Origin of the sequence: Agrobacterium sp. T29 (genome assembly GCF_006970545.1) — a bacterium.
Classification (GTDB): domain Bacteria; phylum Pseudomonadota; class Alphaproteobacteria; order Rhizobiales; family Rhizobiaceae; genus Agrobacterium; species Agrobacterium leguminum.
Window position 1 is genome coordinate 2,157,302 of record NZ_CP040640.1, and the last position, 19,358, is coordinate 2,176,659.

Sequence of the window (19,358 nt, forward strand, 5' to 3'; positions counted from 1 at the left end):
TCACTCCGCCGCCTGTTGCGCCACTGTCGAGCCGCTGTCATTGCCCGGCTGGACGTCGCCTGCCGCAAGCGCGACCCGCTTTTCGCGCCGCCGGGCCAGATAGTGTTGCAGGGTGCCGACGATGCCCTTGGGGAAGAACAGCGTCACCGCGATGAACAGCCCACCCAGCGCAAACAGCCAGAATTCGGGGAAAGCGCCGGTGAAATAGCTCTTGCCGCCATTGACCAGGACAGCGCCGATAATCGGCCCGATCAGCGTGCCGCGCCCGCCCACCGCCGTCCACACCACCACTTCGATGGAGTTGGCGGGCGAAAATTCACCGGGATTGATGATGCCCACCTGCGGCACGAACAGCGCACCGGCAATACCCGCCATCATGGCCGAAACGACAAAGGTGAAGAGCTTGATGTTTTCCACCCGGAAGCCGAGGAAGCGCACACGGCTTTCGGCATCGCGCACGCCCACCAGCACCTTGCCGAATTTGGAATTGACGATGCCGGATGCGATCAGCAGCGAAAGCGCCAGCATCGCGGCCGTCATGGCAAACAGCACGGCGCGCGTGCCATCCGCCTGCACGGGAAAGCCGAGAATATCCTTGAAATCGGTCAGCCCATTATTGCCGCCGAAACCCATGTCGTTGCGGAAGAAGGCAAGCAGCAGGGCGTAGGTCATGGCCTGGGTGATGATGGAGAGATAAACGCCGTTGACACGCGAGCGGAAGGCGAACCAGCCGAACACGAAGGCGAGCAGCCCCGGCACGACAAGCACCATCAGCGCCGCAAACCAGAACATGTCGAAACCCTGCCAGAACCACGGCAGTTCCTTCCAGTTGAGGAACACCATGAAATCAGGCAGCACCGGATGGCCATAAACCCCGCGCGTGCCGATCTGACGCATCAGATACATGCCCATGGCATAACCGCCGAGCGCGAAGAAGGCGGCATGGCCGAGCGAGAGAATGCCGCAATAACCCCAGACGAGATCGAGCGCGAGCGCGAGCAGCGCATAGGCCAGATATTTGCCCAGCATCGACATGATATAGGTCGGAATGCGGAACGCGCTGTCGGCCGGCAGCAGCAGGTTGGAGGCTGGCACCAGCACGGCGATGGCCAGAATGATGCCGATGGCGATGGAAATGCGGCGGTCGAGCGCGCGCAGGAGGAAGCCGGTAATCATGCTTCGATCGCCCTTCCCTTGAGTGCGAAGAGACCGCGCGGCCGCTTCTGGATGAACAGGATGATGAGAACGAGCACGAGGATCTTGCCGAGCACGGCGCCGACCGTCGGCTCAAGGAACTTGTTGAGCACACCGAGAGACAACGCGCCGACCAGCGTTCCCCAGAGATTGCCGACGCCGCCGAACACCACCACCATGAAACTGTCGATGATGTAGCTCTGGCCGAGATTGGGCGAGACATTGTCGATCTGCGACAGCGCCACGCCGGCGAGACCGGCGACGCCCGAACCGAGCGCGAAGGTGAAGGCATCCACCCACGGCGTGCGAATGCCCATGGAAGAGGCCATGCGACGGTTCTGCGTCACGGCGCGCATCTGCAGGCCAAAGGCGGAGCGCTTCAGGAGAACCAGCAGCGCGAAGAACACCGAAAGCGAGAAGCAGACGATCCACACCCGGTTCCAGGTGAAATTGAGATAACCGACGCTGAAGGAGCCGGACATCCAGCTCGGGCTGCCGACTTCCCGGTTGGTGGGGCCGAAGATGGAACGCACGCCCTGTTGCAGGATGAGCGAGATGCCCCAGGTGGCGAGAAGCGTTTCGAGCGGCCGCCCGTAAAGGAAACGAATGACGCCGCGCTCCATCACGAGGCCGACAAAGGCCGTCACCAGAAAGGCGGCGGGCAGAGCGATGGCGAGCGACCAGTCGAACAGGCCGGGGAAATGCGTGCGGATCACCTCCTGCACCATGAAGGTGGAGTAAGCGCCGATCATCACCATCTCGCCATGCGCCATGTTGATGATGCCCATCACACCGAAGGTGATGGCAAGGCCGATGGCGGCGAGCAGCAGAACGGAACCGAGCGACAGGCCGTACCAGACATTCTGCGCATAGTCCCAGAAGGCAAGGGAGCTTTCGATGCTCGATATGGCGCTGTCGATATCCGGTTTCAGGCTCTGATCCACCGACGATGAGGCCGCCATCAGAATGCCGATGGCATCGCGCCCGCCAAGGCTCTTGATGGTGGCGATTGCCTCTTTCTTCTGTTCGAGCGACCGTTCGGAGGAGAGCAGCGAGACAGCCCGCGCCTCCTCCATCCGGGTCCGCACCTCAGTATCGGCCTCCTTGGCGATGGCCGCTTCCAGCAATTCGAGATTTTCCGCGCTTGGCGCTTTCAGAACGGCGTCTGCTGCGGAAAGCCGAACGGATTTTTCCGGGCTGAGCAGGGTCAGGCCGCCAAGTGCGGCGCGGATGACGCGGCGCAGATTATTGTTGACCTTGATCTTGGCGACGGCGGCCTTGGGGGCTTCACCCGCACTTTCGCCCGTCAGCGGGTCGATCAGCGTAAAATTGGAACCTGCCGGTTTCGTCATGAAAACCAGATTGTCGGCCTTGCGCACGTAAAGATCGCCCGCCGCAAAAGCCTCGAGCGCCGGCACGACACGCGCATCGCCCGTGGCGGCAATCTGCCCGATCAGCACTTCGGCCTGCTTGAAATCCGCCGTGCCAAGCTGGTCGATCAGCGCCTTCGGCTCGCTTTGCGCGAAGGATTGGGCTGCGATCCCCAGGGTGAGCCAGAGGAAGATGGCTCCGAGAAAAGATCGGATCGTCATGTCGGGTTCCTTGGGCGTTTTACGACAGGGCGTTTTTGGGTAATGCCACTTGAGAATGCCGCTCACCCCCCTCTGCCCTGCCGGGCATCTCCCCCTCAAGGGGGGAGATCGACCTGTGGCGAGGTCTCGCCTATCTCGATGTTTGAGAATGAAGCGGCGAGAAAGCGTCTTGCCGATCTCCCCCCTTGAGGGGGAGATGCCCGGCAGGGCAGAGGGGGGTAATTCTTGCTCAGTTTCCAATGAGAAAACCGCCCCCAACAACGGGGGCGGCAACCGCTTCCCTATCAGCTACCCTTGCCGCCGCACTTGCCGCTGGCCACATTGAAGTTGCCGCAGGACATCGGCTTCCTCCAATCCGAGATCAGATCCTTCGAGTCCGGCAGATAATCCGACCACTCGTCACCCACGACCTGCGGCGTCTGCTGCACGATTTCGAACTGGCCGTCGGCCTGGATCTCGCCGATCAGCACCGGCTTGGTGATGTGGTGGTTCGGCATGACGGTGGAGTAACCGCCCGAAAGGTTCGGCACGGAAACGCCGATGATCGAGTCGAGAACCTTGTCCGTATCCGTCGTGCCGGCGGATTCCACAGCCTTTACCCAGGCGTTGAAGCCGATATAGGCGGCTTCCATCGGGTCGTTGGTCACGCGCTTGTCGTTCTTGGTAAAGGCATGCCAGGTCTTGATGAATTCGGCATTGACCGGCGCATCGACGGACTGGAAGTAGTTCCAGGCGGCAAGGTGGCCGACCAGCGGTGCGGTATCGAGACCGGCCAGTTCTTCTTCACCGACCGAGAAGGCAACGACGGGAATGTCTTCAGCCTTGATGCCCTGGTTCGCCAGTTCCTTGTAGAAAGGCACGTTGGCGTCACCATTGATGGTGGAGACAACGGCGGTCTTCTTGCCGGCCGAGCCGAATTTCTTGATGTCGGACACGATCGTCTGCCAGTCGGAATGACCGAACGGCGTGTAGTTGATCATGATGTCCTCTTCCTTGACGCCCTTCGACATCAGGTAGGCCTTCAGGATCTTGTTGGTGGTCTGCGGATAGACATAGTCCGTGCCGGCCAGAACCCAGCGCTCGACGCCTTCGGTATTGGCGAGGTAGTCTACGGCCGGAATGGCCTGCTGGTTCGGCGCAGCACCCGTGTAGAAGATGTTGCGCGAGGATTCTTCACCCTCGTACTGAACCGGGTAGAACAGGATCGAATTCAGTTCCTCGAAGACCGGCAGAACGGATTTGCGCGAGGAAGACGTCCAGCAGCCGAAAACGGCGGCGACCTTGTCCTGCGAAATCAGCTGGCGGGCCTTTTCGGCAAAGAGCGGCCAGTCGGAGGCCGGATCGACCACCACGGCTTCGAGTTTCTTGCCGAGCACGCCGCCCTTCTTGTTCTGCTCGTCGATGAGCATCAGCATGGCGTCCTTCAGCGTCGTTTCTGAAATCGCCATGGTGCCGGACAGCGAATGCAGCACGCCAACCTTGATGGTGTCGTCAGCGGCAAAAGCGCCGTGGAAGGCGGTGGTGGACAGGATCGCGCCAAGCAGCGCGGCACTAAGCGTCTTGCGGAATATCATCGGAAGAACCCCTCTCCTTGTTTGGCCTCTCGTGGAGGCTCAGCGGCATCTGCGGCCGCTGCTGGAGGGACTATCGATCTCGTGAGAGCGAAACCGTATACGTCAATTGACGTAGGCGGGGTGGCGAAAGATGCATGAGGGGTTGGGAATAAGCTGAACCTGAAGGTGCTTGTCTGTGAAGCAGGAGGCCTCGGCTTGTTTCTTCTCCCCGCCGGGGAGAAGTCCGCGGCAGCGGGATGAGGGGGCGAGCGCCGCGATATACGGAGGGGTTGCCCCCTCACCCGACCCTTCGGGCCACCTTCTCCCCGGCGGGGAGAAGAAATGCACGGCACGGTCTCACATCAGGAATGCGGCCATCAGGAATGCGGCTTGTCGTTCCGCTCTTCGTCGCGGATAGCATCGTCGTGATACCACGAACCGAAATCGATATGCGGCTCCTGCGCCTGACGCTCGAGGTCGCTGAGGCTGCTGTTGCGGAACTTGGAAAGACCCGCGCGCCCGCCGACCGGGAATTGATAGATCGTTGCCGTCTCGCGATGAATGCCAGTTGCCATTTCGATCATCTCACTCTGTTTGCATCAAAGCACTTTGTGTCTGGAGCTAACCCGCAAAGGCCAGATTCGCTCCGTTTGATTAAAAAAAAATCACCTTGCGAAAAATATAGGCATTAATCGTCTCATCTACAAGAAAAACCATTCCGAAAGCGCCGGTTTTTGGGGCAAATGCCAATCCCTCGCGCGCAACCGAAATCATTGCACCGCAGCAGGGCATTCCGCCGGGAGACGCCGGCTATCTATCAGGATTCAATGATGAAACATGAGGGGTGAATTTACCTGCCGCAGTGCAGCAGAACCAGCTACGCGCGATATCCAGGCTCCTGCGCGACAGGGCCCCTGAAAGATTTTTCGAAAAAATCGCCTGATATCGCCAATCTGGCACGCGGCATGCATCTAAGGGGTCAGCCCTTGAACGCGAATGCGCTTCGGTGGCCAAAGCCACGGGAGGCCTCAAGGCTTCGCATTGTTACCTATGAGAGGTTCGTAATGACTAAGTTCAAACTCGAGTACATCTGGCTGGACGGATACAAGCCGGTCCCCAACCTGCGCGGCAAGACCCAGATCAAGGAATTCGACGAATTCCCCACACTCGAGCAGCTGCCGCTTTGGGGCTTTGATGGCTCGTCCACGCAGCAGGCCGAAGGCCACTCTTCCGATTGCGTGCTGAAGCCCGTCGCGATCTATCCCGACCCGGCCCGCTCCAACGGTGCGCTCGTCATGTGCGAAGTCATGATGCCCGATGGCGTCACCCCGCATGCTTCGAACAGCCGCGCCACCATCCTCGACGACGAAGATGCATGGTTCGGCTTCGAGCAGGAATATTTCTTCTACCAGGACGGCCGCCCGCTTGGCTTCCCGGAACAGGGTTACCCCGCTCCGCAGGGTCCTTATTACACTGGCGTCGGCTTCAAGAACGTCGGTTCGGTTGCCCGCGAAATCGTTGAAGAGCACCTCGACCTCTGCCTCGAAGCCGGCATCAACCACGAAGGCATCAACGCCGAAGTGGCCAAGGGCCAGTGGGAATTCCAGGTATTCGGCAAGGGCTCCAAGCGCGCCGCCGACCAGATCTGGATCGCCCGTTACCTGCTGCTGCGCCTTTGCGAACAGTACGGCATCGACGTCGAATTCCATTGCAAGCCGCTCGGCGACACCGACTGGAACGGTTCGGGCATGCACTGCAACTTCTCCACCAAGTTCATGCGCGAAGTTGGCGGCAAGGAATATTTCGAAGCCCTCATGGCCGCTTTCGCCAAGAACTGGAAAGAGCACATCGACGTTTACGGTCCGGACAATCACATGCGCCTGACCGGCAAGCACGAAACCGCTCCGTGGAACAAGTTCTCCTACGGCGTTGCCGACCGTGGCGCCTCGATCCGCGTTCCGCACTCCTTCGTCAACAACGGCTACAAGGGTTACCTCGAAGACCGTCGTCCGAACTCGCAGGGCTGCCCTTACCAGATCGCTTCCGTCGTTCTGAAGACGATCGCGGAAGTGCCGCTCGCAAAGTCGGCTGCTGCCTGATATCGAACTGATGGCGTCGCCCGAACCGGGCGGCGCCATTTTTCTGTCCACCGAACGCCCAAGCGGACAGGTGACCTTTCGCCCGTCACCATATGCGGCATAGTCATTGAGGCGCAGAGAGCTGCGCATCCTTGAGCGAGGGCATCGCCGTTTAATTGACCCGGACAGGGTTCGCCCCGGTGCTCAAGGCAGGCCGTGTGCTTTCGGGCAGAAAGGTGAACGATGGGCATTCTCCAGAAATTCTCTCTCGAAAACCGCACGGCCATCATCACCGGCAGCGGCCGCGGCCTCGGTTTTGAAATTGCCAGCGCCTTTGCCGAAGCGGGCGCCCATGTGTGGCTGACCGGCCGCAATGCCGAAACGCTGGAACAGGCGGTCGACACGTTGCGCAAGGCCGGCGGAAAAGCCGATTACGCCGCCTTCGATATTGTCGATACCGCAGCCGGCAGCGCCCTTGTTCGCCGTATCGTGGACGAGTTCGGCCATCTCGATATTCTCGTCAACAATGTCGGCGCGCGCGACCGCCGTCCGCTTGCCGAATTCAGCGATGAGGACGTGCTGGAACTCATCCGCACCGACCTCACCTCCTCCATCTCGCTGACGCGCGATGCGGCGGAGGCCATGAGCGCCAATGGTCGCGGCCGCATCATCACCATCACCTCCATTCTCGGCCATATCGTTAGGCCGGGGGATGCGATCTATCCCGTCGCCAAACAGGGCCTGACCGGCCTGATGCGCGCCATTGCCGTGGAATATGGCGCGCGCGGCATTACCAGCAACGCCATAGCACCCGGCATGTTCGCCACCGAAACCAATGCCGCCCTTGCCGAAAATCCTGAGATGGTGGCCTTCGCCAGGCTGCGCGTGCCGCTGGAGCGCTGGGGCCGGCCGGATGAAATCGCCGGTGCTGCCCTGTTTCTGGCCAGCGACGCGGCCTCCTTCGTCAACGGCCATGTGCTGACGGTGGATGGCGGCATGTCGGTGCGGCTGTGAGAGGCCCGTTGCGGAAAGGCGCTCGATAGGCATGGCCGCACGACAACGCATCATCCCCGTCAGGCGCGAATATAACCGCTGGGTCGCCAACCAGACGCTGGAAGATTATGCGCTGCGCTTCACCGCCAAGAGCGCCCGGCAATTTTCTTCCAATCGCATTTCCCACACCGCCATCGGCGCGATTTCCTTTCTGGCGCTGGAAGCCATCGGCGGGGCGATCACGCTCTCCTATGGCACCACCAACGCCTTTTACGCCATCCTCGTCGCCGCCATCGCCATGCTCGCCGTCGGCCTGCCGATCAGCCGTTATGCCATCCGCCACGGCGTCGATATCGATCTTCTGACACGCGGCGCGAGCTTCGGTTACATCGGCTCCACCATCACCTCGCTGATATATGCCGCCTTCACCTTCATGCTCTTCGCCATCGAAGCGTCGATCATGTCCGGCGCGCTGGAACTGGCGCTCGGCATTCCGCTGTGGATCGGCTATATCATCTCGGCCGTCATGGTCATTCCGCTTGTCACCCATGGCGTGCGCCTTATCAGCCGTTTCCAGATCGTCACCCAGCCCTTCTGGATCGTGCTGAACATTTTGCCCTTCGTGTTCATCGCTTTGATGGACTGGGAAAAATACGATCTGTGGCGCGCCTTTGCCGGCATTCACCATGCTTCCGGTCCACCTGGAACGGTCGCGGATTTCAACCTCGTGGAATTCGGCGCCGCCTCCGCCGTCATTCTGGCGCTGATGTCGCAGATCGGCGAACAGGTGGACTTCCTGCGCTTCCTGCCGGCCGAGGGGCAAAGCCGCCTGCGTCACCGCATTGCGGTTTTCCTGGCGGGCTCCGGCTGGGTCGTCGTCGGCGTGCCGAAGCTGCTCGCCGGTTCCTTCCTCGTGGTGCTCACCTTCAGTTCCGGCGTCTCGGTGGATCGCGCCGCCGATCCGGCGCAGATGTATCTCACCGCCTTCGGTTACATGATCCCCAACGAAACCGCCGCCATGCTGCTGATGGTCGCCTTCGTGGTTGTCTCGCAGCTGAAGATCAATGTCATGAACGCCTATGCGGGTTCGCTCGCCTGGTCGAATTTCTTCTCGCGGCTCACCCACAGTCATCCCGGCCGCGTCGTCTGGCTGGTCTTCAACGTGGCGATCGCGCTGCTTCTGATGGAGCTCGGCATTTACCGGCTGCTGGAAGAAACACTCGGCATCTTTTCCATCATCGCCATGGCGTGGCTCTGCACCATCTCGGCCGATCTCTTCATCAACAAGCCGCTTGGCCTTGCCCCGCCCGGCATCGAATTCAAGCGTGCCCATCTTTACGATATCAACCCCGTCGGCGTCGGCTCCATGGCACTTTCGGCGACCATCGCGCTGATGGCGCATTTCGGCGCCTTCGGACCGCTCGCCGCATCGCTCGCGCCCTATCTGACGCTGATCGTCGCTTTCATCGCCTCGCCGCTGATTGCCTGGGGCACGAAGGGCAAATTTTATCTCGCCCGCAAGCCGCGTCAGAAATGGCGCGAAGAGAGCAGCATCACCTGCTCCATCTGCGAACACCCGTTCGAACCGGAGGATATGGCGTGGTGTCCGGCCTATGCCGCGCCGATCTGTTCGCTCTGCTGCTCGCTGGACAGCCGCTGCCATGACATGTGCAAGCCGAAGGCCAAGCTAAACTATCAGGTCGCCACCGTCGCGAAATCCTTCCTGCCGGATCAGCTGGTCGCCAAACTCGCCACCCGGCTCGGACGTTATGGCATGGCGGCAGCCATTGCCGTCACCGCCATCGGCGGCATATTGGCGATGATCGCCCATCAGGTCGGCACCGCCTCGCCGGCAACGGCCGATGTGGTGAACCGCACCATCCTCATCGTGTTTTTCGTCTTCGCCGTCATTGCCGGCATCGTCTGCTGGTTTCTCGTGCTTGCCCATGACAGCCGGGTGGTGGCGGAGGAGGAATCCTCCCGCCAGAACACATTGCTGCTCAAGGAAATCGCCGCCCACAAGAAGACCGACGCCGCGCTTCAGGACGCCAAGGAAACGGCCGAGGCCGCCAACCGCGCCAAGAGCCGTTATGTCGTCGGCCTCAGCCATGAATTGCGCACGCCGCTCAATGCCGTCCTGGGTTATGCCCAGATTCTAGAGCGCGACGACACCATTCCCCCTCCCCGGCAATCGGCGATCAAGGTCATCCGCCGCTCGGCCGATCACCTGTCCGGCCTGATCGATGGGCTTCTCGATATTTCCAAGATCGAGGCGGGCCGTCTGCAGGTCTATTCCAACGAAATCAATATTCAGGATTTCCTCGACCAGATCGTCGACATGTTCCGCCCGCAGGCGCAGGCCAAGGGGCTGGAGTTCCGCCACGACCGGTCGCGGGCCCTGCCGCAATATGTCCGCACCGATGAAAAGCGGCTGCGCCAGATCCTCGTCAACCTCATCTCCAACGCCATCAAGTTCACCGATGAGGGCGCCGTCACCTTCGATGTCGGTTATCGCAGCCAGGTGGCGAGTTTCACCGTTTCCGATACCGGCCGCGGCATTGCCGAAAAAGACCTCGCCCGCATCTACGAGCCCTTCCAGCGCGGCGAGGCAGACAGCGTGCGCCCCATGCCGGGCCTCGGCCTCGGCCTGACCATCACAAGGCTCCTTACCAACACGCTCGGCGGCGAAATTTCCGTTTCCAGCACAAAGGATGAAGGCTCCACCTTCCGTGTGCGCCTCATGCTCTCTGCCGTGCACCGGCCAAGCACGGCGCCGGCGGCGGAAAAAACCATCCGCTCCTATTCCGGGCCGCGCCGCACCATCGTCGTGGTCGATGACAATGAGGATCATCGCGAGCTGATGCGGCAGGTGCTCTCGCCGCTGGATTTCGTGGTGCTGACGGCGCAAAGCGGGCCGGAATGCCTGACGCTCATCGAAGGCGTGAAGCCCGATCTCTTCCTCATCGATATTTCCATGCCCGGCATGACCGGCTGGCAGCTTGTGACGAAACTGCGTGAAGCCGGCCAGACCGCCCCGCTCATCATGCTCTCGGCCAATATCGGCGACGGGACCGTGGCGGGTGCTGGAGAAGACAACCACAATGACGCCATCGCCAAGCCCGTCGATATCCGCCAGCTTTGCGACAGGCTTGCCGTGCATCTCGGCCTGAAATGGATCTACGAGGCGGATATGCCGCCCGCGCCATCGCCGCCGCCGGTGGCGCAGATCGTCCATCCCGGCGCAATTCACATTCAGGATTTGCAGCGGCTCGGCGAAATAGGCTACATACGCGGCATCGAGGCGAAACTCGCCGATCTTGCCCGCAACACGGAAAACCTGCCCTTCACGCAGGAGCTCGGCACCTATGTGCAGGCCTTCGATCTGGCCGGTTACGCGCATTTTCTCAAACGGTTTGCGGATAGCGACACGGGAGACGGCAAGGCATGAGCGGTCAGGCGGCGGCAGCCCCGAGAGACATCGTATTGCTGGTGGATGACAGCCCGGAAGCACTGGGGTTCCTCACCGATGCACTGGAACAGTCAGGCTTTTCCGCCCTCATCGCCACCTCCGGCCAGGCCGCGCTCAACATTGCCGAACGCATCACGCCCGATATCATCCTGCTCGACGCCGTCATGCCGGCCATGGACGGTTTCGAGACCTGCCGCCGCCTGAAGGCCAATGCGGCGGTGGCGCAGGTGCCTGTCATCTTCATGACCGGGCTGACCGAGACCGAACATGTGGTGCGGGCGCTCGAATCCGGCGGTGTCGATTATCTGACCAAGCCGATCAACATCGACGAGCTGCGCGCCCGCATCCGCGTGCACCTTTCCAATGCCCGCTCGGCGCAAAGCGCCCGCGTCGCGCTCGATGCCGCTGGCCGCCACCTGCTTGCCGTGCGCGCCAATGGCGCCATCCACTGGTCGACGCCGCAGGCGACGCGCCTCGTCAACGCCGCCACCGGCCGCGACGACGGCATGGAAATCGTCACCAGCCATATTGGCCGCTGGCTCGCCGAACGGGCGGCGGCGGAAACCAGCCGCGACGTGCCGTTGACGATCACCGAGGCCGGGCGGCCCGCCCTGCAACTGTCTTTCCTCGGCGCCATGGGGCCGGATGAATTCCTTTTCCGCCTCACGGCCGCCAATGAGAAATCCGGCGACCACCTGCTGCGCGAACATTTTTCCCTCACCGCCCGGGAATCGGAAGTGTTGCTGTGGATCGCCAGGGGCAAATCCAATCGCGATATCGGCGATATCCTCGGCCTTTCCGCAAGAACGGTGAACAAGCATCTGGAGCAGATCTATGTGAAGCTCGGGGTGGAAAACCGGGCATCGGCGGCCGTGAAGGCGGCGCATATATTGCATCAGGGGTGACGATTGCCGTTAATATGCTAAGGTTCGTCCAGCATATATTGTCCGCTTGAGTACACACCACCCGCTTATTGGCCGGGCGGTTGCGGCTTGTTTCTTCTCCCCGAGGGGGAGAAGTCCGCGGCAGCGGGATGAGCGACTGTCTTTGATGTCAAGCGTTTTGCCATGGTTTGTTGTCTCTGATGATGGCGTTGAGCATTGTCAGAAGCTTTCGCATGGTTGCGACGGTAGCGAGGATTTTCGGCTTTCCGGCTTGCACGAGACGATCGCGAAAGGCCTTGAGGACTGGATTGTGCCGTGCCGCCACCAGCGCTGCCATAAACAACACCGCCCGGACCTTGCCCCTTCCGCCACCGATGAAGCTTTTGCCCTTCCATTTGCCCGATTGCCGGGTCCAGGGAGCAAGGCCCGCCAGCGAGGCGATTTGACGCCGGTCGAGACTGCCCAGTTCCGGCATCTCGGCAAGAAGCGTGCGCGCCGTTGCAGGCCCCACACCAGGCACGGAGGTCAGCAGCGCCTCGCGCACCCGCCACACGGGGGATTTGCGGATGTGATCGTCCATTTCCGCATCGATGCTGTCCACCTCCCGGCGCAGGGCGGCAAGCAGGCGCTGAATGCTTTTGCGGGTCGATTTCTCCAGCGCCATGCGTAACCGGTTCTCTTCGGCCACGATCATCTGCACGATCTGCCGCCTGCGCTCGACAAGTGCCGATAAAAGCTGGGTTTGCTGATCACGCAGAGGCCGGATTTGTGGCTTGGTGGCAGACACGAAAGCGGCAATCACCGCCGCATCGACCGCGTCGGTCTTGGCCCGGCGACCGATGGCATTGGCATAGGCGCGCACCTGCGCCGGATTGACCACGATCACCGCAAATCCTGCCGCCGAAAGCCGTGCCACGGCCAGCGTCTCGAAGCCGCCTGTGGCTTCCAGTGCCACGATATCGGCATGCACCTCTTTGAGACGCTCTACCAGATCGTCGATCCCGGCATGGCTGTTCTCGACGAAGAACACCGTGCCCGATGCTGCGAACGCCACATCCAGACGGTCCTTGGAAACGTCGATGCCAACACTATTATCCATCTTATCCCATCCTTGCCTAATCGGGCTTCGCACACGCAAGCGGCCCCGGCGACTGTTCGGGTTCGATGAAAAAGCGGAGGGAGACCCGGGCTCATCCACGGGATCAATGTCCCCAGGGGGGATCGGTCTTCCATCCGCCACCGCAGCAGCGAGATTATCACAGCGCGGCGAAATCAAGTTACAAGGGGGCAAGCTCCCCGAAATCCGGCAACGTTGCCCCCTCATCCGACCCTCCGGGCCACCTTCTCCCCCTCGGGGAGAAGAAACAAGTGGCAACCCCCACCCAAAAATCACCGTTCGAACCACCTGAACCCTGTCACAGGATAGAAATCCAATGGACCGTTTCATCATCCTTTCCGGCTGCTCCGGCGGCGGAAAATCCACGCTTCTCGCCGAGCTTGCCCAACGCGGTTTCGCCACCGTGGAAGAGCCCGGCCGCCGCATCGTCATCGAAGAAACCCGCAATGGCGGCACGGCCCTGCCGTGGATCGACATCGAAGCCTTCGCCCGCCGCGCCATCGCCATGGCGCTCGAAGACCGGCAAAAAGCCCCTCCGGAAGGCCCGGTCTTCTTCGATCGCGGCCTGATCGACGCCGCCTCAGCGCTTCGCCATGTAAGCGGCGATGCCTTCATCGAGACGCTGCGGGTTGCACACCGCTATAATCGTCTGGTCTTCCTCACCCCGCCATGGCCGGAAATCTACAGGGGCGACAGCGAGCGCAAGCATGGCTTCGATGCGGCGGTCGAGGAATATGAGCGTTTGCTCCGCGACTATGACGAGCTTGGCTACGATATTTCCGTGCTTCCGAAATCCGGCATAGGGGAACGTGCGGACTTTATTCTGACGCGGATCGACTGAGGCGCTCTGGCAGGAGAATGGGCTTCAGCGATTTTCGAGCAATTGCGAGACGGTGACAAACTCAAACCCGCGTTGACGCAGACCGTCTATGATCAAGGGCAAAGCCTGCCGGGATATCTTGCGGCTTCGATACATGACATGCATGATGATAATGGAGCCGTTTCCGGTCTGCTCGATGACGTGTCTGGCGAAGGCGCCCGCATCCTCGGCGACATCGGGAAAGGATTCCGGCTCGACATCCCACATGATGGTTTTCCGGTCATGCCGGGAAAGATACCAGGGCAAGGTGAGCAGCTTCTTGCCATAGGGCGGGCGGAACATGATCTCGCCTTCATAACCCGCAGTCCGAATGGCCGCATCGGTGCGCTCGATCTCGTCCCCGATCCGCGCCGGCCCCATCAGCATCATGTTGGAATGCGTGTAACTATGGTTGCCGATCTGATGCCCGTCGCTAACGATCATGCGCGCCTGCGGCAGATTTTCTTCGGTCTCCTGACCGGTCAAAAAGAAAGTCGCTTTTACCCCGCGCTCCCTCAGGATCGCCAGGACATCAGGGGTGAAACGCACCGACGGCCCGTCGTCGAAAGTCAGCGCCACCATCGGCCTCGCTGTTTCAACCCTTGCGATGATGCCGCCGAATAATTGCGTCGTCCGGGATTTGCTGAAGAAATGCAGGCCGACAAGCGCCGTCGCCAGCACGGCGAGAACAAGGAAGAGCGACACGGCTCGTTTTGTCGTCATTGCCATCCCTCATTGCAGTTCCCGAGAGGATTAGTTTCCTGCCTTGTTGTCCCTAGTGTGGCCGAGACCGCAAACAAAAAGCCCGGCATCGCTGCCGGGCTTCGATAGGGTGTCGCAGAAGGGCTTAGCTGCCCTGCTGGATGTAGGTGAACTTGCCGTCCGGACCCTTCTTCCATTCGTACATGACGTAGCCGGGAAGCTTCGGGTCACCCTTCTCGTCGAAGGAAATCTCGCCGAGCGCGGTCGGGAAGGTGCCGGACTTCAGGGCCTCGGCAACCTTTTCCGGCTCCACGGAACCGGCGGCCTTCGCCGCACCGGCAATCGCCTGCATCGCGGCATAGGAGTAGAGCGTGTAGGCTTCCGGGTTGAAGCCGGCGGCCTTGAACTTCTCTACCAGTTCCTTGTTTTCCGGGCGCAGCGTCGGATCGGGACCGAAGGTGTTGAGCGTGCCTTCGACGGCGTCGCCGGCGATGGAAGCAAGTTCGTTCGAGACGATACCGTCGCCCGAAACGAGCTTGGCCTTCAGGCCCTGGTCAGCCGCCTGACGGATGATGAGGCCGGCTTCGGTGTGCAGGCCGCCCCAGTAGATGATGGAAACGCCGGCTTCCTTCATCTTGGAGATCAGCGCGGAGAAGTCCTTGTCGCCGACGTTGACGCCTTCATACATGACTTCCGTCACGCCGGCGGCATTGGCAGCCTTCTTGGTTTCATCGGCAAGGCCCTGACCGTAAGGCGTCTTGTCGTGAATGATGGCGACCTTGGCGTCCTTGAAATGATCGGCCAGGTACTTGCCGGCAATGCCGCCCTGCTGGTCGTCACGGCCGCAGGTACGGAACGTGTTCCACAGGCCGCGCTCGGTGAAGACCGGGTTGGTTGCGGCGGGTGTGATTTCGAGAATGCCGTTTTCAGCGTAAACTTCGGAAGCCGGAATGGAAACGCCGGAGTTGAAGTGACCGACAACGAATTTCACGCCGTCAGCGACGAACTTGTTGGCAACCGAAATACCCTGCTTGGGGTCGGATACGTCGTCGCCCAGCACGATCTTGATCTGCTCGCCATTGATGCCGCCGGCGGCATTGATGTCTTTCGCGGCCTGTTCGGCACCCTTCTGGATCTGAGCGCCGAAAGCAGCGTTCGGGCCGGTCAGCGGTGCGCCGACAGCGATCACGACATCGGCCCAGGCCGAACCGCCAAACGCGACCATGGCGGTCAGCGCAACAGCGGAAAGAAGAGACTTCTTCATTACTTTACTCCCAGTTCCTTTGGATGGGTTGATTGCAAGGACCTGTTCAGTACCCACCTTCACTGAACAGGAAACTGTTCCACTCTGACGAGCATTGTGCAGCCGGAAAAATCCGCCTGTCAATCTTTCTTCTTGTAGGAAAATGCCGATGTCCGGTCGTAAAGCCAATAGTAGTTATTGACCATCTGGCTCGTCCGGCGCGTGCGGAAACCGACGCTGGAAAAAACCAGAAGAAGAACGACGTCAAACACGTAATAGAAGCCGTTGATGAACGGCCCGTTGAACAGCGCGTGATGCAGAAACCGCATCACCACACCCAGAGCGAGCGTATAGATCACCACCCGCGTATAACCGCCCCAGCCATCGGCCACGGACTTGCCCGTGCGCCATGCCGTCCAGAAACCCAGAAGAACAACCAGCGCGCGCAGAACATACCGCACGCCGTTATCCGTTTCGAAAAAAAGGCCCTGCATCTCTTTCCCCATCAGTGCCGGGCTGAAACGCCCTGACCCTGCCTTGTCTGTCGTCCCGTCGTTTTCCCGCCGGGCATTTTATTGTTTGCACCCCGCCATGGTTCCTTAAGGTTTGGCCGAAAGGACGACAGGCCGCCGTTTGCAGTCTTGCGCCGCAAAATTTCCGGCGCAAGTAAAATCTTTCAGTGCCGTCCGCCTTCGAGATAGGCGGCGCGCACCTGCGGATCGGCAAGCAGTTCTCTGCCCGAACCGCTCATCGTCACCTTGCCGTTGACCATCACATAGGCGCGGTCGGAAAGCTTGAGCGCGGCAAAGGCGTTCTGCTCCACGAGGAAGACGGTCAGCCCCTCTTCCTGGTTGAGTTTCTTGATCGCCTCGAAAATGCCCTTGACGATCAAGGGTGCGAGACCGAGCGACGGCTCGTCCAGCAGCAGGAGCTTCGGCCGCGCCATCAGCGCGCGGCCGATGGAGAGCATCTGCTGCTCGCCGCCGGAAAGCGTGCCGCCGCGCTGGCTCTGGCGCTCCTTCAGGCGCGGGAACATCACGAAGATCTTCTCGACGTCTTCCTTGAAATATTTCAGGTTATCGAGATTGGCGCCCATCTGCAGGTTTTCCAGCACCGTCATGCGCGGGAAAATCCGGCGGCCTTCGGGCGACTGGGCAATGCGCTTGCGCGCGATCAGATGGGTCGGCAGATGGGTAATATCCTCGCCGTCGAAGATCACCTGGCCGGCGCGCGCCTGCGGACTGCCGCAGATGGTCATCATCAGCGTCGACTTGCCGGCGCCGTTGGCGCCGATCAGACTGACGATCTCACCCTTTTTGACCTCGACATCGACACCGGCCAGAGCACGGATATTGCCGTAATAGGTTTCGACACCCTGGACTTTCAGAAGCGGTTCACCGGACATCAGGCCGCTCCTCCGTCGAGTTCTTCCGCAATCACGTCTTCCACTTCATCATCCTCGACACCCAGATAGGCGGCGATGACCTTCGGGTCGTTCTTCACATGGTCCGGCGTGCCGTCGGAAATCTTCTGGCCATATTCCAGAACCACCACATGGTCGGAAATCTGCATCACCACGGACATGTCGTGCTCGATGAGGAGCAGCGACGTGCCCTCGTCGCGAATGCCGCGCAGAAGCGCGTTGAGCGCCAGCGATTCCTTCGGGTTGAGGCCGGCGGCCGGCTCGTCGAGGCACAAAAGCTCCGGCCCCGTGCACATGGCGCGGGCGATTTCCAGACGGCGCTGCGCACCATAGGGAAGGTCGCCCGCCGGATCGTCGGCGCGGTCGATCAGATCGGCCTTGTCCAGCCAGTATTTGGCCTTTTCGATAGAGGCATCCACCGCCCGGCGGTAAGCGGGCAGACCGAGAAGTCCGAGGATCGTGTAACCCGAGGCCTTCATCAGCGCATTGTGCTGCGCCACCAGCAGGTTTTCCAGAACCGTCAACCCCGAAAACAGGCGGATGTTCTGGAAGGTGCGCGCCACCTTGGCCTTCTTGGTGATTTCGAAATCCGGCAGGCGCTCGAGAAGATGCGCCTCGCCGCTTTGCTGGCGCATGGTGATCATGCCCATGGTCGGCTTGTAGAAGCCCGTAATGCAGTTGAAGACCGTGGTCTTGCCCGCACCGTTCGGGCCGATCAACGCGGTGATCTCGCCGCGCTTCGCCTCGAAGGAGAAGTCGTTGATGGCCATCAGGCCGCCAAAGCGCATCGAGAGATGTTCGACCTTGAGGATCGTGTCGCCAGTCGTATTGGGTGTCATTGTAGTTGTTCCGGAAGCCATCAACCGTGACCTTCCTTGGTAAAGCTGCCGGAGACGGCCTTGCGTTCTTTAAGGAAAGCCGTGGGTTCACGCGAGCCGACGAAGCCGCGCGGCTTGAACAGCATGACGATGACCATGGCAAGCCCGAAGAGCAGCATACGATACAGTTCCGGCGTGAAATCGGGCCCGAAGACATGCTTCAGGAACTCCATTTCGCGCAGAAGCTCGGTGCCGCCGACCATGACCAGCGCCGCAATGGCGATACCCGTCAGCGAGCCCATGCCGCCGAGAACGACGATGGCGAGAATGACGGCGGATTCGAGGAAGACGAAGCTTTCCGGCGAAACGAACCCCTGACGCGCGGCGAAGAAGGAGCCGGCGAAACCGCCGAACATCGCACCCGTCGCAAAGGCGGTGAGCTTGGTGATGACGGTATCGATACCGAGCGAACGGCAGGCGATCTCGTCCTCGCGCAGCGCTTCCCAGGCACGGCCGATTGGCATGCGGCGCAGGCGGATGGTCACATAGGCCGTCAGCATGCAAAGCAGCAGGATCACGTAGAACAGGAAGATCTTGTAATAGGCCGACGACATCGACAGGCCGAAGGCCTTGGCGAAATTGTTCGACGCGCCCACATCGAAGGACCAGATGCCGAAGACGGACGCCTTGGCGATGCCCGAAATACCGAAGGTGCCCTTGGTCACATCCGTCCAGTTCAAAAGCACGAGGCGGATGATTTCACCGAAGGCGAGCGTCACGATCGCCAGATAGTCGCCGCGAAGACGAAGAACCGGGAAACCGAGGATGATGCCCCAGAAGCCCGCGAGAATGCCGGCGACCGGCAGGAGCACCCAGAAGGACAGGCCGAAATGGCTGGAGAGCAGCGCATAGGAATAGGCGCCGACCGCATAAAAGGCCACGTAACCGAGATCGAGCAGGCCGGCCAGCCCGACGACGATGTTGAGGCCCCAGGCCAGCATCACATAGATCAGGATCTGGATGCCGAAATTGTCGACGAATTTCAGCGAACCCTGAAAGCCGAACAATTGCACGGCGATAACGGGATAAAGCAGCAGCAGGACCAGCGCCAGCTTCAGGAAGTGCTTGTGGAAAAAGCCCTTCTCTTCGGAAATCTCCAGCACGCCGCTCTTGGCCTTGGCCAGCTTGCGACGATCCAGCGACGGCTTGATGAAGCCGACGACGAGGAAACGGCCGACAGCGGCAATGCCGACGAAGACCGCCAGAAGCCCCCAGCGGGTGCCCCAGATCAGCTGGTTGTTGATATCCTGATAGGTGACGATGCCGACATAAAGAATGAACATGCCGAACGAGATGAGGCCCGCAATCAGGCCCTCCTTCACAGCCGTCGCCATCAGGCTCGGGCTGGAAGCAGCGTTGTCGGAAGCGATATT

16 protein-coding genes are annotated in these 19,358 nt (G+C 60.8%); 5 read left to right on the forward strand and 11 right to left on the reverse strand.

The genetic code is table 11. From position 1 onward, the window contains the following. The 4 genes from urtC to FGF54_RS10970 form a co-directional block, all read right to left on the reverse strand. Complete coding sequence (gene urtC, locus FGF54_RS10955) at window positions 1-1,176, reverse strand: urea ABC transporter permease subunit UrtC (protein WP_142779665.1); 1,176 nt, start codon at window positions 1,174-1,176, stop codon at window positions 1-3. Next, the gene (gene urtB, locus FGF54_RS10960; protein ID WP_142779666.1) at window positions 1,173-2,786 is read right to left on the reverse strand and encodes an urea ABC transporter permease subunit UrtB; all 1,614 of its coding nucleotides are present in this window, start codon (window positions 2,784-2,786) and stop codon (window positions 1,173-1,175) included. Before urtB ends, urtC begins: the two co-directional genes overlap by 4 nt. A 284-nt stretch (window positions 2,787-3,070) precedes the next feature. Next, the gene (gene urtA, locus FGF54_RS10965; protein WP_035219970.1) at window positions 3,071-4,360 is read right to left on the reverse strand and encodes an urea ABC transporter substrate-binding protein; all 1,290 of its coding nucleotides are present in this window, start codon (window positions 4,358-4,360) and stop codon (window positions 3,071-3,073) included. Window positions 4,361-4,716: 356 nt separating this feature from the next. After that, window positions 4,717-4,923 carry a DUF2735 domain-containing protein gene (locus FGF54_RS10970; RefSeq protein WP_003520619.1) on the reverse strand — a complete coding sequence of 69 codons (207 nt, stop codon included), beginning with the start codon at window positions 4,921-4,923 and terminating at the stop codon, window positions 4,717-4,719. A gap of 480 nt (window positions 4,924-5,403) precedes the next feature. Here FGF54_RS10970 and FGF54_RS10975 point away from each other — a divergent pair, with 480 nt between their 5' ends. The 4 genes from FGF54_RS10975 to FGF54_RS10990 all read left to right on the forward strand — a co-directional run bounded on the left by FGF54_RS10975 (window position 5,404) and on the right by FGF54_RS10990 (window position 11,784). Continuing rightward, on the forward strand, window positions 5,404-6,438 hold the full coding sequence (locus FGF54_RS10975; RefSeq protein WP_142779667.1) for a glutamine synthetase beta-grasp domain-containing protein: 1,035 nt from the start codon (window positions 5,404-5,406) through the stop codon (window positions 6,436-6,438). Between the two features lie 222 nt (window positions 6,439-6,660). Next, window positions 6,661-7,431: an SDR family oxidoreductase gene (locus tag FGF54_RS10980; RefSeq protein WP_142779668.1), complete on the forward strand. Its 771-nt coding sequence runs from the start codon at window positions 6,661-6,663 to the stop codon at window positions 7,429-7,431. Between the two features lie 31 nt (window positions 7,432-7,462). Continuing rightward, window positions 7,463-10,858, forward strand: coding sequence for an ATP-binding protein (locus tag FGF54_RS10985; RefSeq protein WP_142779669.1), 3,396 nt, complete (start codon window positions 7,463-7,465; stop codon window positions 10,856-10,858). After that, window positions 10,855-11,784, forward strand: a complete 930-nt coding sequence (locus FGF54_RS10990; RefSeq protein ID WP_142779670.1) for a response regulator — start codon at window positions 10,855-10,857, stop codon at window positions 11,782-11,784. Before FGF54_RS10985 ends, FGF54_RS10990 begins: the two co-directional genes overlap by 4 nt. Window positions 11,785-11,932: 148 nt before the next feature. Here FGF54_RS10990 and FGF54_RS10995 read toward each other — a convergent pair whose 3' ends face one another. Then, window positions 11,933-12,862, reverse strand: coding sequence for an IS110 family transposase (locus FGF54_RS10995; RefSeq protein ID WP_142779599.1), 930 nt, complete (start codon window positions 12,860-12,862; stop codon window positions 11,933-11,935). A gap of 334 nt (window positions 12,863-13,196) precedes the next feature. Between FGF54_RS10995 and FGF54_RS11000 the strand changes: the two genes are divergently transcribed. After that, window positions 13,197-13,721, forward strand: coding sequence for an AAA family ATPase (locus FGF54_RS11000; RefSeq protein ID WP_142779671.1), 525 nt, complete (start codon window positions 13,197-13,199; stop codon window positions 13,719-13,721). Between the two features lie 24 nt (window positions 13,722-13,745). Here FGF54_RS11000 and FGF54_RS11005 read toward each other — a convergent pair whose 3' ends face one another. The 6 genes from FGF54_RS11005 to livM form a co-directional block, all read right to left on the reverse strand. Beyond that, window positions 13,746-14,462: a polysaccharide deacetylase family protein gene (locus FGF54_RS11005; protein ID WP_142779672.1), complete on the reverse strand. Its 717-nt coding sequence runs from the start codon at window positions 14,460-14,462 to the stop codon at window positions 13,746-13,748. Between the two features lie 124 nt (window positions 14,463-14,586). Next, the gene (locus tag FGF54_RS11010; protein ID WP_003522916.1) at window positions 14,587-15,705 is read right to left on the reverse strand and encodes a branched-chain amino acid ABC transporter substrate-binding protein; all 1,119 of its coding nucleotides are present in this window, start codon (window positions 15,703-15,705) and stop codon (window positions 14,587-14,589) included. Window positions 15,706-15,824: 119 nt separating this feature from the next. Beyond that, complete coding sequence (locus FGF54_RS11015) at window positions 15,825-16,178, reverse strand: DUF6867 family protein (RefSeq protein WP_003522917.1); 354 nt, start codon at window positions 16,176-16,178, stop codon at window positions 15,825-15,827. 182 nt (window positions 16,179-16,360) lie between these two features. Then, window positions 16,361-17,089, reverse strand: a complete 729-nt coding sequence (locus FGF54_RS11020; protein WP_003522918.1) for an ABC transporter ATP-binding protein — start codon at window positions 17,087-17,089, stop codon at window positions 16,361-16,363. Continuing rightward, a complete protein-coding gene (locus FGF54_RS11025; RefSeq protein WP_142779673.1) occupies window positions 17,089-17,967 on the reverse strand; it encodes an ABC transporter ATP-binding protein in 879 nt (292 codons plus the stop codon). The genes FGF54_RS11020 and FGF54_RS11025 overlap by 1 nt, the downstream gene beginning before the upstream one ends. Then, window positions 17,967-19,319, reverse strand: a complete 1,353-nt coding sequence (gene livM, locus FGF54_RS11030; RefSeq protein WP_371733942.1) for a high-affinity branched-chain amino acid ABC transporter permease LivM — start codon at window positions 19,317-19,319, stop codon at window positions 17,967-17,969. Before livM ends, FGF54_RS11025 begins: the two co-directional genes overlap by 1 nt. Window positions 19,320-19,358: the final 39 nt, after the last annotated feature.

Coding starts and splice junctions, on each gene's coding strand:
- urtC (WP_142779665.1), bottom strand. CDS start 1,176: ATGATTACCGGCTTCCTCCTGCGCGCGCTCGACCGCCGCATTTCCATC.
- urtB (WP_142779666.1), bottom strand. CDS start 2,786: ATGACGATCCGATCTTTTCTCGGAGCCATCTTCCTCTGGCTCACCCTG.
- urtA (WP_035219970.1), bottom strand. CDS start 4,360: ATGATATTCCGCAAGACGCTTAGTGCCGCGCTGCTTGGCGCGATCCTG.
- FGF54_RS10970 (WP_003520619.1), bottom strand. CDS start 4,923: ATGATCGAAATGGCAACTGGCATTCATCGCGAGACGGCAACGATCTAT.
- FGF54_RS10975 (WP_142779667.1), top strand. CDS start 5,404: ATGACTAAGTTCAAACTCGAGTACATCTGGCTGGACGGATACAAGCCG.
- FGF54_RS10980 (WP_142779668.1), top strand. CDS start 6,661: ATGGGCATTCTCCAGAAATTCTCTCTCGAAAACCGCACGGCCATCATC.
- FGF54_RS10985 (WP_142779669.1), top strand. CDS start 7,463: ATGGCCGCACGACAACGCATCATCCCCGTCAGGCGCGAATATAACCGC.
- FGF54_RS10990 (WP_142779670.1), top strand. CDS start 10,855: ATGAGCGGTCAGGCGGCGGCAGCCCCGAGAGACATCGTATTGCTGGTG.
- FGF54_RS10995 (WP_142779599.1), bottom strand. CDS start 12,862: ATGGATAATAGTGTTGGCATCGACGTTTCCAAGGACCGTCTGGATGTG.
- FGF54_RS11000 (WP_142779671.1), top strand. CDS start 13,197: ATGGACCGTTTCATCATCCTTTCCGGCTGCTCCGGCGGCGGAAAATCC.
- FGF54_RS11005 (WP_142779672.1), bottom strand. CDS start 14,462: ATGACGACAAAACGAGCCGTGTCGCTCTTCCTTGTTCTCGCCGTGCTG.
- FGF54_RS11010 (WP_003522916.1), bottom strand. CDS start 15,705: ATGAAGAAGTCTCTTCTTTCCGCTGTTGCGCTGACCGCCATGGTCGCG.
- FGF54_RS11015 (WP_003522917.1), bottom strand. CDS start 16,178: ATGCAGGGCCTTTTTTTCGAAACGGATAACGGCGTGCGGTATGTTCTG.
- FGF54_RS11020 (WP_003522918.1), bottom strand. CDS start 17,089: ATGTCCGGTGAACCGCTTCTGAAAGTCCAGGGTGTCGAAACCTATTAC.
- FGF54_RS11025 (WP_142779673.1), bottom strand. CDS start 17,967: ATGGCTTCCGGAACAACTACAATGACACCCAATACGACTGGCGACACG.
- livM (WP_371733942.1), bottom strand. CDS start 19,319: ATGGCGACGGCTGTGAAGGAGGGCCTGATTGCGGGCCTCATCTCGTTC.